The organism is Argonema antarcticum A004/B2 (assembly GCF_023333585.1).
GTDB lineage: Bacteria > Cyanobacteriota > Cyanobacteriia > Cyanobacteriales > Aerosakkonemataceae > Argonema > Argonema antarcticum.
Map to the genome: position 1 here is coordinate 1 of NZ_JAIQZN010000078.1, position 15,919 is coordinate 15,919.

Genomic DNA, 15,919 nt, shown 5'->3' on the forward strand with positions numbered 1-15,919 from the left:
TTCTAATTCGTAAGTTTGATTACAAGGTATAACGAAACGTCTGACAAGTCTGTCAAAGGCGATCGCTTCCACTGCTACAGCAGCAGGGGAGAGTGTCGATCCGCAGAATGTATTGCTTAGTCAGACGGAGCGTAATACGGATAGCTCGCCTACTTCTCACGTTAGTCAGTCCAGCGAGTTTGTATTACATAGTCAGACGGAAGGTAATACAATTTCGACACCGGAGGATCAAGGCAATACTCCACCTACTAAGAAAAGCGAAGAGAGGTGAATGGCTGACGGATCTGGAGGCGTTCAGGCGGTTGGGTGGCGAAGAGAGATAATGCGGCGAGTGTCGTTACCAGTTTAGATGGTAGGAGAAAAATTAAATTCGGTACGTTTAGAACGCTCTTGGCGCAAGATTACAAAGCTTTTGGGCTGGAGTTGAGCGGTTCGCGTCGCGGGGCTTATTGCCTTATTTGAGGTTGGTGGTTGTTGGGTAGTCGTAATTTGCACCTATCTAGTTGAATACCAATATTATCAGTGGTAGATACGACAAAAGAAACAGAATCGGCCCTATTTTTGAGGATAGGCATTGTTTCAGAAAGTCGGCTTACCCTTTCCTAGCTCTGGCTTCTCGTAGAAGTTTAACAATGTTCAGATGTCCGGCTTCCTTTGCACGGGAAAGAGCAGTATCTTTGTTACAATCCCGATGGTTAATATTTGCACCAGCTTCTAACAACAATTTAACAGCTTCAACACTTCCACTGTTTGCTGCCGCCATTAGTGCAGTCCAAACTTCATCAGTTTTAGCATTCACATTTGCACCAGCTTTAATTAATAATTTAATGACTTCTATGTAATCCGATCCATCTACATCCAGTTTATGCTTTTGCAAAGCTGTTCTTGCCGCAGCAATCATTAATGGAGTTTCTCTATTATCTTCTTTTCCCAAATTTACATTAACTCCTGCTTCAATTAAAGCACGAACAATTGATAGATAACCCCAATTAGCCGCAATAAAGAGCGCAGTTGTTTCATCTTCTCCAAAAGCGTTAATATTTACTCCATCTTTGATTGCTGCTAAGACACCCTCAATGTCTCTTATTGCTGATGCCGTGATGAAGTTAGATAGTAATTTATCGTCCTTCCTTTTTCGATAAATTAAGCCTGAAGTTAGCTCTTTTTTTGCCCAATACCGCAATTTTTCAGAAGTAAGAGGAGCTAGATAGTCATATATTTCTTGCCAACCCTGACAAGCTGCATTCATAAGAGCAAAGTGATTTTTACGGCTTACCGCATTCACATCTGCTCCATGTTCGACTAGCTTTTTGACCATGTTAATATCGCCGATTTTAGCTGCTTCCATTAAAGCAGTTCTATCTTCATTTTCCTGAAATCTAAGATTGACATTAAATCCAGCATCAATTAAGAATGATACAATGTCTAGCTTACGCCTATAAATTGCATTTTCCATTAAATGTTCGTTGAAGCATGAAGAGTCAGCACCAGCGTTGAGCAAAACTTTGGCAATCTCTAGATTATCCAAGTCAACTGCTAATAAAAGTGGAGTCCGACCGGAATCATCTGTTTGTTCTAAATTAATTTCGTTTTCAAGCAATTCTCTAACAGCCATTAATTCGGCGTTTTCGATTGCTTTGAATAGATCGGTAACTCCACTAGATTTCTTGTCGTTAGTTGGCGACATAAATTATTTTTTTGATTGTTCTTGAAAAAGGCTGGTTAAAAATGTTTTATGCTTGCTTAAGCGTAAATTTTCATAATCTACAAAACAACTCCTTTACTAAAAGCATCTGCTTGAGCTTTTACTGTTTATGCTGCTAGTTCTGAATTTGTCAATTTTGAACTTCATGGCAGGCTTTTACGCTATCCGTAAAATAATTTATATGAAAGGTTGGAAGCTATCCAAAAGTTGCTAAAAGCTGAAGATAGTTCGTAATCAAGTTCGTTATAAGCGACCATACTTAAAGATTAATTTTGATAACCAATTTGGTAATTCATCTGCTGCTATAGCCTGTAATTTTTGAGACGTAACAGGAATTAAATACTCAAAAACATCTTGATGACGCGCATATCCTGCTGCTAGTAATGCAAAATTAGACTTTCGACTTACAATATTTGGATCGGCTCCGGCATTAATTAACATTTTTACTATGTCTAGCTTGCCTTCTTGCGCCGCCTGCATTAGTATAGTCTCACCATCTTCCAGTTTTGCATTAATATCTATCCCTGATTCAATCAGCACCGCTAGGCTCTCAAAGTCACAAAACTCATCATCAGATATGATATCTAATAGACCAGGGAAGAGGGTAGCGCCTGCATCTATCAGTGTCCGAATTATTTCTAGATGATGTAGTTCGACTGCTAAAGCCAGAGGTTTTTGATAGGTATAATCTTGCTGTTCTATGTTAACTCCAGCTTCGAGCAACGCTTGTAATTGTGCCAGATCGCCTTCTACAATCGCTTTATGAATATCTACTCTTTCAGCCAAAAACTTTTTCTGCTTCCTGTCTTAATATTGAGTCAGTTAAAGGAGCAAGATATTCAAAAATTTCCTGATACCTAGCTTCGGCAGCAATCATCAAGGCAAAGTTGCCACCACCTCTAATTTCATTGACATCTGCACCAGTTTCAACCAATAGCTTTACAACCGCGAGGTTTCCACTACTAACAGCACACATTAAAGGTGTCCAATATTCTGGATCGTCAGAAGGTATGTTTACTTCAGCACCAGCTTCAAGTAACACTCGCACAATTTGTAGATAACCTTGAGAGGCAGCCCGTGCTAAAGGGGCTTCATCTGGATACATTATTCTATCCTCATCATTTACCTCTGCTCCGGCTTCAATCAATACTTGAACAATTTCTAAATGACCTAAATAAGCAGCCTGACTTAAAGCTATTGTACCCCATGTTTCTTTCACATTCGCTTGACCATTTGCAATAAGTTGTTGCACTTTGGCTACATTACCAGCCTTAATAGCTGAAGCTAAAGGAGACATAATTTATGTTTTAAATAAGTATTTTGTTGTTTGCCAATTTATTAAAAGTCAAAAATGCTAACAACTTGTAGGATAACAAATTGTCTCAAAGCTCTTGCTTTTCTCCTTTCTACTTGTCGTTGTCGTTCTTCTCCTCGAAGAGTAACGTAAAGCGCTACTGGAACATATTGATGCCCTCCATTGATTACAGACCTTGCATAGTTCATAATGGCATTCCATTGATTTTCTCTCTTGCCAATCTCTGTTACGCTTCTCTTAAAGTCACCAATTAGATAAGCTGGAGGTAGCCTATCTGTATCAAAAGGAGGGTTACGCTTAATAATGAAATCAGGATGATTATACAAACTAGATCGAGAATAACTGCCACTATTCTGACTAGGACTATAGTTAAAGTCTATTGAACCACATCCATAGCCATTATCTCTAGGATTTCCACTTGGATCTACCCCCGCCTCAAGCCATATATTATTCAAAATAGATCCGTATGCCCCTCCTACTACTCTGCATAGAACATTCTGAACTATTAGCTCAAAAGCATTTCCTCCTAGAGGACGACCAAACAAAGTTCCATAAGAATCAAAATTGGTATCAAAAGGAGCAAGTGTTTTTAAGACAGATGAAAATACATCAGTTGCAACACCCTGAGCGCGATCCAAAGCTCCCCGAACTCCTCGCCTTAGAGTTTGACTTTGAATATCTCGCACTATATCGCTCATGACTTGGCTAACGTTAAGTTCGCTAATCGTAATTTCCCCCGTAGGATCGGTATAAACATGAGGATTGTGATAAACAAACTGATAAGGATTAAAACTCTCCGGCTCATACTGCAACGGGTCAACCGGATCTCGACTCAAAAACATTCCCGTCTTTGAATCATAATCCCTAGCCCGGAAGTTATAAATCCCCGTCCCTTGCTCCAACCACTGCCCCTGGAACCGAAAATCACCACCAGCAACACCCGTATTGGCTGCCGCACCGCTAGAACTTCTCAAATTGCCAAAACTGTCATAATTAAACTTAGCCGCACTAGCACCCGTTCCATCAGCCAATCCAATCGTCGAACCCATCGCATCAGTCAGATAATAAACAGGATTACCACTACCATCCAACCGCATGAACGGACTGCTACCACCCGCATAGACATAGTTAGAAATCAGATTGCCATTCCCCATACCTTGATCGTCCCGTCCCAACTACCACTAATCAGAGTTTGCCCATCGGGGCTAAAGGTAATGGAACTAACAAAATCTGTATGACCGCGAAGAACGCATATTTCGTTTCCTGTATTCACATCCCAGATTTTTATTGTCTTGTCCCAACTACTACTAGCGAAAGTCTGCCCATCTGGGCTAAAAGCAACAGATGTGATATAGTCTGAATGCCCTTTAAGCCCTTTTATAGTGTAGAGATCTTCTCCTGCTTCTAAATCCCATACTATCAATGTGGTGTCTTGACTACCACTGACTAAGGTTCGCCCATCCGGGCTAATAGCAGCACATAACCCCTCATCTGTGTGTTTCCTTAGCGTATGTAGTAATTGACCTGTCTCCAAATTCCATATTTTTAGCGCACGACCACAGTCACTGCCAACCAGGAGCGAGCGGTCTGGGTTAGACCAAACCAACAACACACACAACAAAAAGGAGCCTGAATCCTCACCAATGGTGCGAATTTGTTGACCTGTACTCAGCTCCCACAAGCTGATTTTTGGTTTGTGGCTACCAATAATTAGAGTTTGCCCATCCGGGCTGATGACAAAAGAGTTAACGTAGCCTGAATGTCCGATATGGTGGCGAATTTGCTGCCCAGTCTTCAAATTGCATAGTCTGATTATTCTGTCGTTCATTGTAGAACGATCACCAAGAATGACTACACTCTCTCCATCTGGGCTGATAACAACAGAACGAACGTTTTCTAAATGTCCTATAAAGCTATAAAGCTCTTGTTTTGTTTGTAAATCCCACACTTTAATCAGTGCGTCATGGCGACTACTGACTACGGTTTGTCCGTTTGGGGTAATGGTAACAGCTTCAATAGCATCTTTTAAATTCGATGCTGGGCTACCGAGCGTACTTAGACAATCAAAAAAACGATAGGGATTATATGTCCATAGGATTTGTTTTATCTTTGTATCTGTATTTTTAAGTAGGAATTTATAAGCTGTCCACATCAAGTTTCCTGATGTATTTATAAAAGTTTTAGTAATTAAATTCCAACCATCATCACCGTACTTTATTGCCTCTGAAAGGCAAGCAACCTGTTGCTCTAATGTCCCATTTTCTAAGGATTTTTTGAGATCCTTTAATCCAACCAAATCTTCTTTTATTGAACTTGAGGATTGTCCACTAAAAATTGCATCACCTTTACCAAGTAACTTATTATTGTCGAGCATACGGTTTCACAAATAACGGTAAAAAGTCGCCAAGTCACAAATCTTTTGTTCTAAAGATAAATTTATTGGTCAATTATTATTTCATTAATTGAATAAGTTAAGAATAAATAGGATAATCCCACGGGAAAAAGCTTCTTCTTGCATCTCATGGAGTTGTGTATTTGTAGTATTTCGACCTCGGTTGGATAAGGTGTCCTTAAATGTTACATAAAGGGCAAAGTGTGTAGCCTCATATTTACTTGCATAGTTGGACATTGCTTGCGATTGTGTACTATTTCCCGTAAATGTGCTGTGGGCTGCATCTATGGTTATTTTAATGTCACCAACAACATAGGCAAGCGGGTCGTTACGCCGCATATTAGTGGGGCGACCGTCTTTGAAAATAAAGTCTACAGGCGAAAGACCACTAGGCAAATTCCGTTCTTCAGGGGTTCTGTAATTTCTTGCATATATGGCATCACAGTTAATCCCAGAGTTGCTTACAGTGCCATTGGGATTTACAAAAGGCTCAACCCATAGCCGTTGGGAAAAAAAGGTTCCATGAAAAAGGTTACAGACACTGTTCCTAAGCATTTCCTCAAATATACCTCCAGTGTCACCTCCACCAAAAGCGGTTGCCAAGGCATCTAATTCATTACCAACCGAAGTACCAGGTAAGAAAGACTGTAGCGTTCCCATGACAAGGTTAGTGGCGAATTCCCCAATGTAGTCACGAATCATACCCCGTGCCTCACTAATAGCCTGGTTACGGATAGTATTGAGAATATCTTGCGTGTGCATACCTGAGTTAAGCTCAGTCAATGTAAACATCCCCGTCGGATCGCTATAAACAAACGGATTGTGATAAACAAACTGATAAGGATTAAAACTCTCCGGCTCATACTGCAACGGGTCAACCGGATCTCGACTCAAAAACATCCCTGTCTTAGCATCATAATCCCTTGCCCGGAAATTATAAATCCCCGTTCCTTGCTCCAACCACTGACCCTGGAACCGAAAATCACCACCAGCTATACCCGTATTGGCCGCCACACCACTAGAACTTCTCAAATTGCCAAAACTGTCATAATTAAACTTCGCAGCACTAGCACCCGTACCATCAGCCAATCCAATCGTCGAACCCATCGCATCAGTCAGATAGTAAACAGGATTACCATTGGCATCCAACCGCATGAACGGACTGCTACCACCCGCATAGACATAGTTAGAAATCAGATTGCCATTAGCATCGCTAATTAAGTCAGTAGACTCCAATCCACCACCCATCGCCGGGGCTACCAAGAACCGCCGTTGACTGCTTCCTTCAGTTGCAGCCACTCGCCGACCCTGGCCATCATAAGTATAGCGAATAGTACTACCCGTCGTTTTATTATCAACAACAGTCAGCAAATCACCAGCATCATGCACCAAATCCAACGTCTTTCCATCCCGCACAATCTTACTCAATCGACCATTAACATCATAATCATAATCCTCAGCAACAGCACCACCAATACTATCAAGTTGATAACCCGATTTATAATTAAAATTGCGATTACCACTTACCGTACTAGATAGTACCAACCTCTTACCAGCCGCATCGTAAGTGTAACTCGTTTCATCTTGCAACGCTCCAGCAGCATTGTAATAAGATTCTTTCTTAACTCTCAGCGCCTCATCGTATTCCAACAATACATACGACCCATCTTCACGAGTTACTTTAGTAGGTTCTCCAACTCCCTTTCTTTCATAAGTAACACTAGCTAACACCGTACCACTAGCATTAGTATGAACTAGAGACTTCACCCGATCCAATTCATCGTATTCATACACCGACTTTACCCCATTTGGTAACAATCTTTCTTTCAAACGATTGCCCACATCGTACTTCATCGTAGTAGTATTACCGGATGGATCTAATACCGATTTCAAATTACCAAACGCATCGTAGTCATAAGTCGTCACATACGCCGTTGCAGTCGGGGATGCCTTCTCTGTAATCGTTTTCACTCGACCCAACAAATCGTGCGTATAAGCAATACTGCTACCATTGGGATAATCAATTCCAACGTTCGCCCCAGTATTCGGGTCGTAATGATAAGTCGTCGTTCCCGTATTGTCGGTTATTGTCTTTACGTTGCTATTGGCATCATAAGTATAGCTAATCGTGTTGGTAATTGTGCCGCTAACAGATTTAGTGGTTTCTGACTTAATTCGACCCGCTTCATCGTAGTCGTAAGTAATAGTTTCACCACTAGGTAAAGTCGTCGTTCCCAAACGGTTATCGTTGTCACGGTAATCCATTTGTTTGATTTTACCGTCGCCGTAGGTAACTTTATTTAAGTTGCCTAGCGCATCGTAACCGTAACGCAGGGTTTCTTTGATATTTCCAGAATTTGTTTGGCTGGTTGGACTTTCAATTAACTCCAATCCATCATCGCCATAAGTATAGGTGTAAGTGTTGTTTGCCAAATCTGTCGCTTTCCATAAACGACCCTCGCTGTCATAAGTGAAATCTCGATCTCGACCGCTAATATCGATTATTTTGGTGGGATAATCTTTGGCTTCTTGGAGATTATTCGTGTAAAGGTATTTAGTCTGGGTACTCCAATCTTTACCTTCTCGCTGTTTGTAAATTGTCTCTGTCGGTAAATAATATTCATCCTGAACGCTAGTTGTCTTGCGTCCCAAGGGGTCGATTACCGTTGTCTGCAATCCGTTATATTCGTAGAAATATACCTGTTTTTGTACGGTGGTATCTACCACGTACTCGTTCGTCACCGGATCTACTACCAGTTGACCAGTTGACGAATTTGTGATATACTTGCCGCGTTCCATTGTCACGACTTTGCCATTTTGCGGGTGGTAGGTGTACTTAGTATAGCCACCCAGGGGGTCTACTTCTTCAATGGGACGGTTGCCAGCATCGTATTTTTTACGGGTAATTGCGCCAGTTGGCACATCTTTAATCGTCGTCACTCGTCCCGCGTCGTCGTAACCGTACTCGGTAGTAACCTTACCCGTCGCATCAGTTTCTCGCCACAAGCGTCCCGAAGAGTCGTAGAGGAAGGTGGGAGTACCGCCATCGGGAGTGACCCAACCTTTTAGTTTACCATCATCGGTGAATTTGCGCTGGATCGTGCCGATCGTCGGTGCTGTTAGCGTTGACCAGTCTGATTCGACTCCGTATCCGTACTCTACCCAAATTCCGTTGCCGTAGTCTGCCCGCTTTTCGCGACCCAGTTTATCGTAGGTGAAGGTGGAAGTTTCATCGTCGGCGGTATCGGTTGTACCTTGGTCTTCTACCATTTTCTTCAGCTTACCGTCGGCGAAGTATTCCATTGTGGTAGCTTTACCGTCAGGGTCGATACTCTTGGTGACGTTACCAAAGTTATCGTAAAAGTAAGATTTGGTTCCGGTGGTGTCGGTTTCGGTTTTTACCAAACCGTTGGTATAATAGGTGAAAGATTGAATGACGCTACCTTTGCCATCTTTCATGGATAGCATATTGCCGAAGCGATCGTACTCCATTTTCATAAAAGCGCCAGTGGGTAGTACGACAGATGTCGGTTGACCGTATTGGTTATATGTATAGTAGGTGGTTCCGGGTACGACGGTCGGACATCCGCAGTAAGCTTCGGTGCGAGAAGTAAGATTGCCTTTTTCATCGTAGTCGTATTTGGTAATTAAATTGTTGGCATCTTTGCTTTGTGTGAGGTTGTTATCTTCATCGTATTCAAACAAAGTTGAATGTCCGAGTGCGTCTTTAACTTCTAGTACGTTACCGCGTTCGTCGTATCGGTAAGTGGTTGGTTTACCGTAGACATCTTTAATAATTTGAATTGATTCTTCTGGTTTGTACTCCATGTTGATGGGTACGTTAGCACCGTTGAGAACCTGTTTGAGGCGTCCTTTTTCATCGTACTCGGTTTTAGCACCAGTGCGTCCTAATGGGTCGATAATTTCTTTGAGGTAATGCGTTCTTTGGTTATCGTAAATGAATTTAGTTTCCCGATTTTCTTGGTCGGTAACTTTAACTAAATCTCCGAATTCATCGTATGAGTATTTAACTTGATACCCCATCGCATCGGTAACGCTAGTAATCCTACCCCCAGCATCCCTTCCAAAACTAATCGACTTACCACTATCGCTAAAAATACCCGCATCAGTAAAAGTCACCTTATTCCCATTCGTATCAGTCGCCGTCAACAAATCCCCACTCACCCCATCAATCTCATAAACAATCCCATCCTTAGTCGTCAAAACATACTTACCACCAAAGATATCATCAGCAGGATTATAAGGCGTACCCCCTAAATCATAATACTCATTTCCCACATGACTTAAACGAGTATCCACCACACTTAACTTACTCGTCACACCCTTATCCCCCACAAACTCAGGATGATATATTCCCGCATCCACCCCATCAGGCGCAGCAGCTTGCAAAAATCCCGACAATCTATCACGACTCGGTTTAAAAGTAAACGCTTCCCTCTTACCACCAGGTAAAGTAATATAAACTCGCGTCTTATCTTTGAAAGGAACAGTACTTATTCCCAATTCCTGATTAACTTCATCCTTCTTCAAAGAAGTCCTTAAATCCGTATCTCGAAACTCCAACCTCCATCCATAACCAAAATCATCTTTACTATTCGCATTCAAACTATCATAACTCCGAGTCACACTTATCGGAATTCCCGACAAAGGAATCGACAAATCCGTAAACGACAACCGGAAATTCCCCAACTTCAAATCACCAGCAACATCAATAACATCCTCAACCTCATTAACCAAACCATTTTTATCAATAGCAGTTAATTTGACAACATAACTACCATTCGGTAACACCGACGAATCAAACTTACCCAAAACTCCATTATTAACATTTTGATTACCAGAAAACATCACCTGAAAATCGCCACCCTCCAAAGGTGCTACCGACAAAGTATAGCGGTCTAAATTACTGTCAGATACCGTACTTTAATATTAGTAGGCGCGGTAATAACTCCTTCGACAATCCCACTCAAATCTAATTTCACATTTGGCGCACCCAAATCAGTCGGGTCAATTACTCGCACCGTCGTATTATTTTGTCCCTGATTCCCAGACGGGTCAGTCGCAAAAGCATTTACAATAATATTCCCTAATTGGGTAAGTGCTACAGTAGCAAATCCATCTCTATCCAAAGCAACTGGATTATCATTAACTTTGAGACTAAGATTGCTGACGCTAACATTGTCGGAAGCCGAAACTTGGAAAGTAACTTTATCGCCTTTATCAATCTGACTTCTGCTGGCAATTAAATTTACCTTGGAAATTTCATTATCTGCTACCACTGCTAGGGTATAATTATGGACAACTGGTTGCACTCTGTTATCGCTTACGGCAACATTAATAGTTTTATTCCCAATATCGCTAACACTCGTATTCCAAGTAATTCCGCCAAATTTATCGATACTCATCCCTTGTGGCGGATTGAGAAGATTGTAAGTTAAAGCATCGTTATCTGTATCCCTGGCTATCACATTGTAACGGTAAGTAGCACCTGCTGTTACGGTGTTAACTGGAGTAGAATTAATTACAGGAGCGGTATTATTAATAGTGCTGAGGCTAAAAGTCTGGTAAGCTGTGCCATAGCTTGAATAAGCAGCAACAGTGATATCTCGTTTACCAATATCAAATGCAGTGGGATTCCAAGTAATTAACCCGGTGTCCGAGTTAATTGTCATGTAGTAAGGAGCGCCGTTGTTAATATAGTAACGCACCGGCACTGTCCCGGTGGGGTCAATCCCTGTCACCTGATATTGGTATGTTTGTCCGACTGCGGAAAAAGTGACTGGTTGGGATATAATTTGGGGTGGAGTGTCAAAAATTGACGTTCCAGCATTCAGCCTGTAGTCTTGAGTAACCACACCACCATTACCATCTTCCACTTTGATGCTGATATCGAAGAGGTTAGAGGTAGGGGGAGTCCATTCGATTAAACCACTTTTAGGATCGATCTCCATTCCCACAGGCTTTTTAGCTAAACTATAAGTTAAGCTCTTGCCATCGAGATCGTTCGCTGCAACTTTGTAGCGGTAAATTCTCCCTACAGTAGCGTTGGTAACTGCATTAGAGAGAATTTGGGGTGGCGTATTGATGGGGCTAACAGCGAGTGTATAATTTTGAGTATTTGAACCGCTACGGCTACCGATGACTGTCAGCGCAATGTCAGAGTTGATAGTTTGGTCAGCAGTGGGAGTCCAGACTAGAGTCCCAGTAGCCGGGTCTATTACCATACCTGACGGAGCTTTGTCAAGGGTAAATCCCAAAAAGTCGTTGTCTGGGTTGCTGACTGTAGGCGTGTAGCGATATTGATTGCCTACCGCTGTTTTAATGGTAGGAGTACTGGTAATTTTAGGTGATTGTAATTTGAAATCGGTGGGATTTTTGACTTCTAATTCGTAAGTTTGATTGACAACACCACCGCGTCCATCATCAACTTTAATCTGAACTGCGTTTTTACCCAAATTACCAGCAGTGGGAGTCCAGATAATCCGTCCTTGATTATCGAGAAGCATCCCGTTGGGAGCGCTAGTTAAACTATAAGTTAGTGGGTCGTTGTTGGGGTCTTCTGCGACAATTCGATACTGGTAAATTTGTCCGGGAGCAACTATGGTAGAAGGACTTGAAGCGATTGTTGGGACAACGTTTGCGGCATTGCTTACCGACTCTATCGTGAAGATTTTAACGGTAGAAGCACCTTTGGTATCTGTAGCTTTGACAATCAAATCGGCTTGAAAAGCAGTGGTGGGAGTCCAGGTGAGGACGCCTGTATTGGGATTGACAGCAGCACCGAAAGTAAAGGCGTTTTCGGAACTGTAGGTAATGGTGTCTGCTTCTGGATCTAAAGCTTTGAAGGTAAACTGATAGGGGTAGCCTACCGTTGCTACTGGTTTGGGGGATTCGGCGATAAAGACAGGGGCTTTATTGCTGTCGGGGGAAGTGACTTGAAGAAGGAATAATTGAGAATTGAGGCCGCCAAAACCATCGCTGACGCGCACGCTGACATCGTAGATGCCTGAACTTCTGGTGGGGCCACTAGAACCGATTAGCTGTTCTGGTGTTGGTTTCCAAGCAATCAGACCTGTAGCCGGGTCGATGGTCATGCCGTCGGGCTTGCTGGTAAGTTCGTATGTTAGGGTGTTTGAGTCTGGGTCGGTGGCTAATGCTTGATAGCGCCAGGTTTGACCAAATGGAGCAGTAGTGGGCGGAGTGCTGGTAAAACTGGGCTGGCGGTTGGTAGGAGTAGCGGTCGGCGGCTTGTTTCCAAAGTTCTTTAGCTTGGCGATTTCACCTGCTGCTAAGGTGACGGGGTAATGCAGGGCAGTGGTATTGAAGGCACGAACGTCTACTTTATCGATTACCGCTCCGTAAGACCCGCCAGTTTCGCTGTAAAATCCAAGTTCGGTCGTGGGGGAAGAAGCAACGAAGTTCCACTGCTGTTGCAAGTAGTTCATGTTGCTATGAGAGTGACCGTCATAAGGCAGTGTATAGAAAGCTGACTGACCGCCCGCTCTTACGCTCATGGCTTTCTGTGATGAGGAGTCGGGATTATAGGATTTGTCAAAGGTCAAGGAGTACGTTTGCCCCGGTGCGGTATTGATGACCTGGGCGATGGCTCCCTGACTCCAACCGTTGAGGTCAATACTGATATTGCCATCCGAAGCTTGCCAATAATTGCTGGTGGTATAATCAATATCGCTCAAAAAGACATTCCAGTAAGGAATCTCTGTGGAACCCGCCGCCACCCCTTTGCCGTTTGAATTACTGGGAAGTGCTGGCCCTTGTTCAAAACTGCCGTTTTGGATTAGGTTGGAACCGTAGGAGAAGGCAGCCGGATTTTGCACAAATCCTTCTGGAGTAATCTGTCGAACAATGTAATTGCCCGCCGCCAAATCGGTAAACTGATAACTTCCCGTTGCATCGGGATAGACTACAATAGTCCAGTCGATTGAGGATGGGGTTTGAGTTGGAGGTTCGTAAGTCGATATCTCGGAATTCCAACCGCCAGCGGTAGTCGAATTCATCAGATCTGGGGTGGTGGGCATTGTCCGCGAAATTATCAAAATTCTCATGCAGAGCTAATTGGCAATGCCCACCCTACAGGCGATCGCACTCAAGTCAGCAAGACCTATATCTGTACCTATTCCTCTGTATTGTTTTGACTAGAACGTCCTCCTATGCGGGCAGAAATGAACATACATAAAAGATGAAAGCAGCTTAGTATAAAAAACTCAACTGCCTTCAAAAAGCTGAGTAGCAGAGCATTGTCAACATTAACTCTAAGAAAGGTTAGTTTGCCATAGAAGGTTGTGGATAGAAAGTAGAACATCCAGCCTACACCCAGGGTTACAGAAATAGATCTTCCGCTCAAAGCGGATAAAATGGCAGATAGAAGTACGTAAAGATCGATACAAACACCTAGTACCCATAAGTAAGCTATCTGTTGCCAAGCTTTGGAGTCAAGAGCTTGGCTAAAAATAGATAGCTGTATGTATGCTGATAGCCAAACCACCAGAAATGTAATTGATTTAATTTTGGCAAGGCTGAGCAAAGCTTCTTTCAACGATGAGTCGTTTCTCATGGTCTGTATATCCGCTGTCCCATAAGTCCCTTCCAAATTTCCATTCCATCAGGGTAACTTAATCGATTTGCTTGAATAACGCTCACAGACACACTATTTTGAGAAGGATATACTGGTTGCCCTATAAATCTAGCAAGGCTACCTCTACCAGTAAGCTGCGAATTTAACCAATCATTCCGACCAAGCTGCACCCAATATCTTCTGCCTTCTTGAAATCCTTGAGGTGTTCCAGCAGACCAACGTGTAACTTCTTGTCCTGGAGAAGGCGCAGCAGAACGAAGAAATAAGCCACCAAATACCGAGCCAAAAAAGGTTGCTATAACAAGTGACTCAATTTGAAAATTTTGTTCAGTTCCTGTAGCAAGATCAAATCCTTGTACAGCAAGATTTCCCGCCGCCCCACTTAGACCTCCACCTACAACACCAGAAAGCACACCTCCCCAAAAACCTGTTCCAACAACGGCTCCGATAGCTGATCCGATAAGTGGACTTCCAAGTCCTAATGCAAGTCCTCCTGCGGCTCCTCCCAATGCTCCTCTTCCAGTTGACATTAAGATTTCATTCCAACCACCTCCTGAAACTACCCCAGCAGTTGCACCTAAAGTACCACCTGCTAAAGCCCCGGCTAAAGTTGTGGTGGCTGCTAATTCATATAGAGTCGATAGTCCAGAGGGATCGATCGAGTTAACGGGGTTGGCATTGCCGTAGAGAAACTTATGTAGAGATACTGGATCGAAGATATCCCCTTCATAACTATCCCTCCTAGTAAACCTTCCAGTATCCGTATCATAATACCTAGCCCTCAGATAATAATCACCCAAACTCCGATCAAACTGTTCCCCAGCAAACAAATAATTATTCTCACTATTACCACCAGACCCAATTAAATTCCCAAACGCATCATAACTATACCTATCCGTCACCACCCCACTACCATTAGTCAACCCCCTCGTACTACCCAAACCATCCACCAAATAAAACGACTTATCACTCCCCCTCTGCTGAGAAATCAAATCATTACCATAAACATAACCAGCAGTCAACCCATTATTAACCCTTTCCTCCAACACCTGAGCATAAGGCAAATTCTTATCTACCAAATACTCAGTCTTCACCCCATTAACAGTAGAACTAACCCTTACCCCATCGCTATCGTACTGATAAGAAATCACCTCGAACTTCGCGACCATTAACCTATACACAATCCCAGCTAAGCCAGTTGATAGACGTTTCTTTACGAGTATCATTAAGCATAACAATAAGTGCTGCCATAAAAGTCTCAAAGTCATTGGGGAAATTAATAGTTACTTTTGAGAGCAGATCTTGATACTCTATGCCATCTAAAACATCAACTTGAAAATGTTTTTTAGCCCACTCATGCCAATCATTAATTACTTGTTCGTATCTGAGTTTATTTTTATTCGTTTTGTTTCTAAACCTTACTTTGAATTGGACGAATGTAGAATTAGCGAAACCAGTTTCAACTATTTCTATTGATTTGGGGTTTCCTGGCTCTCTGAGGGTGTATATTTTTTTGTTTATTACAAATTGACGAGCAATACAGCCTTTTCTGTACCCATAACGATCGTGGGAGGCTGGGTGAGAGTATAGCGGTTGGAGAAATCGATCTAGATCGCCAAATAGCTGCTTTTCTTTCTCTTGTAATTCCGGATTTTTACCTGCTTTATGCTTAATTTCTAAATTTTCATTGAATAAAAGCTCAAAAATTGGGTCGTAAAATTCAAAGAAAATATAATCATAAGGTAATTCTAATATTTGTTTGATATTTGGATGTTCCTGCAATGTTTGCAGATCGACAAGATAAAATTTTTTCAGGATGTACCGGGGTCTATAAGTATCCATTGATGAACCTCTGTGTTATGAGTTAAATCTCTTTATATCTACGGCAATGAG

At 42.4% G+C, this 15,919-nt stretch carries 10 protein-coding genes; all 10 read right to left on the minus strand.

Annotation, left to right across the window (positions count from 1 at the left end):
- Positions 1-592 precede the first annotated feature (592 nt).
- Positions 593-1,687: an ankyrin repeat domain-containing protein gene (locus tag LAY57_RS26265; protein ID WP_249070100.1), complete on the minus strand. Its 1,095-nt coding sequence runs from the start codon at positions 1,685-1,687 to the stop codon at positions 593-595.
- Positions 1,688-1,948: 261 nt separating this feature from the next.
- Entirely contained in the window at positions 1,949-2,491 is a 543-nt protein-coding gene (locus LAY57_RS26270; RefSeq protein ID WP_249070101.1) for an ankyrin repeat domain-containing protein, read from the minus strand.
- Complete coding sequence (locus LAY57_RS26275) at positions 2,484-3,002, minus strand: ankyrin repeat domain-containing protein (protein ID WP_249070102.1); 519 nt, start codon at positions 3,000-3,002, stop codon at positions 2,484-2,486. Before LAY57_RS26275 ends, LAY57_RS26270 begins: the two co-directional genes overlap by 8 nt.
- Positions 3,003-3,043: 41 nt before the next feature.
- The gene (locus LAY57_RS26280) at positions 3,044-4,174 is read right to left on the minus strand and encodes an RHS repeat-associated core domain-containing protein (RefSeq protein ID WP_249070103.1); all 1,131 of its coding nucleotides are present in this window, start codon (positions 4,172-4,174) and stop codon (positions 3,044-3,046) included.
- A complete protein-coding gene (locus tag LAY57_RS26285; RefSeq protein ID WP_249070104.1) occupies positions 4,156-5,394 on the minus strand; it encodes a WD40 repeat domain-containing protein in 1,239 nt (412 codons plus the stop codon). The genes LAY57_RS26280 and LAY57_RS26285 overlap by 19 nt, the downstream gene beginning before the upstream one ends.
- An 84-nt stretch (positions 5,395-5,478) precedes the next feature.
- Positions 5,479-10,281 (minus strand): RHS repeat domain-containing protein, encoded by a 4,803-nt coding sequence (locus tag LAY57_RS26290; RefSeq protein WP_249070105.1) that lies wholly within the window; start codon positions 10,279-10,281, stop codon positions 5,479-5,481.
- Positions 10,282-10,331: 50 nt separating this feature from the next.
- Entirely contained in the window at positions 10,332-13,448 is a 3,117-nt protein-coding gene (locus tag LAY57_RS26295; protein ID WP_249070106.1) for a choice-of-anchor C family protein, read from the minus strand.
- 116 nt (positions 13,449-13,564) lie between these two features.
- Positions 13,565-14,005 carry a hypothetical protein gene (locus tag LAY57_RS26300; RefSeq protein ID WP_249070107.1) on the minus strand — a complete coding sequence of 147 codons (441 nt, stop codon included), beginning with the start codon at positions 14,003-14,005 and terminating at the stop codon, positions 13,565-13,567.
- On the minus strand, positions 14,002-15,195 hold the full coding sequence (locus LAY57_RS26305) for an RHS repeat-associated core domain-containing protein (RefSeq protein ID WP_249070108.1): 1,194 nt from the start codon (positions 15,193-15,195) through the stop codon (positions 14,002-14,004). The genes LAY57_RS26300 and LAY57_RS26305 overlap by 4 nt, the downstream gene beginning before the upstream one ends.
- Before the next feature lie 4 nt (positions 15,196-15,199).
- Positions 15,200-15,868, minus strand: a complete 669-nt coding sequence (locus LAY57_RS26310) for a hypothetical protein (RefSeq protein WP_249070109.1) — start codon at positions 15,866-15,868, stop codon at positions 15,200-15,202.
- Positions 15,869-15,919 lie beyond the last annotated feature (51 nt).

Excerpts from the sequence above, each read along its gene's own strand:
- LAY57_RS26275 (WP_249070102.1), bottom strand. The coding sequence starts at position 3,002 with ATGTCTCCTTTAGCTTCAGCTATTAAGGCTGGTAATGTAGCCAAAGTG.
- LAY57_RS26310 (WP_249070109.1), bottom strand. The coding sequence starts at position 15,868 with ATGGATACTTATAGACCCCGGTACATCCTGAAAAAATTTTATCTTGTC.
- LAY57_RS26265 (WP_249070100.1), bottom strand. The coding sequence starts at position 1,687 with ATGTCGCCAACTAACGACAAGAAATCTAGTGGAGTTACCGATCTATTC.
- LAY57_RS26290 (WP_249070105.1), bottom strand. The coding sequence starts at position 10,281 with ATGTTTTCTGGTAATCAAAATGTTAATAATGGAGTTTTGGGTAAGTTT.
- LAY57_RS26305 (WP_249070108.1), bottom strand. The coding sequence starts at position 15,195 with ATGGTCGCGAAGTTCGAGGTGATTTCTTATCAGTACGATAGCGATGGG.
- LAY57_RS26295 (WP_249070106.1), bottom strand. The coding sequence starts at position 13,448 with ATGAATTCGACTACCGCTGGCGGTTGGAATTCCGAGATATCGACTTAC.
- LAY57_RS26285 (WP_249070104.1), bottom strand. The coding sequence starts at position 5,394 with ATGCTCGACAATAATAAGTTACTTGGTAAAGGTGATGCAATTTTTAGT.
- LAY57_RS26300 (WP_249070107.1), bottom strand. The coding sequence starts at position 14,005 with ATGAGAAACGACTCATCGTTGAAAGAAGCTTTGCTCAGCCTTGCCAAA.
- LAY57_RS26280 (WP_249070103.1), bottom strand. The coding sequence starts at position 4,174 with ATGGGGAATGGCAATCTGATTTCTAACTATGTCTATGCGGGTGGTAGC.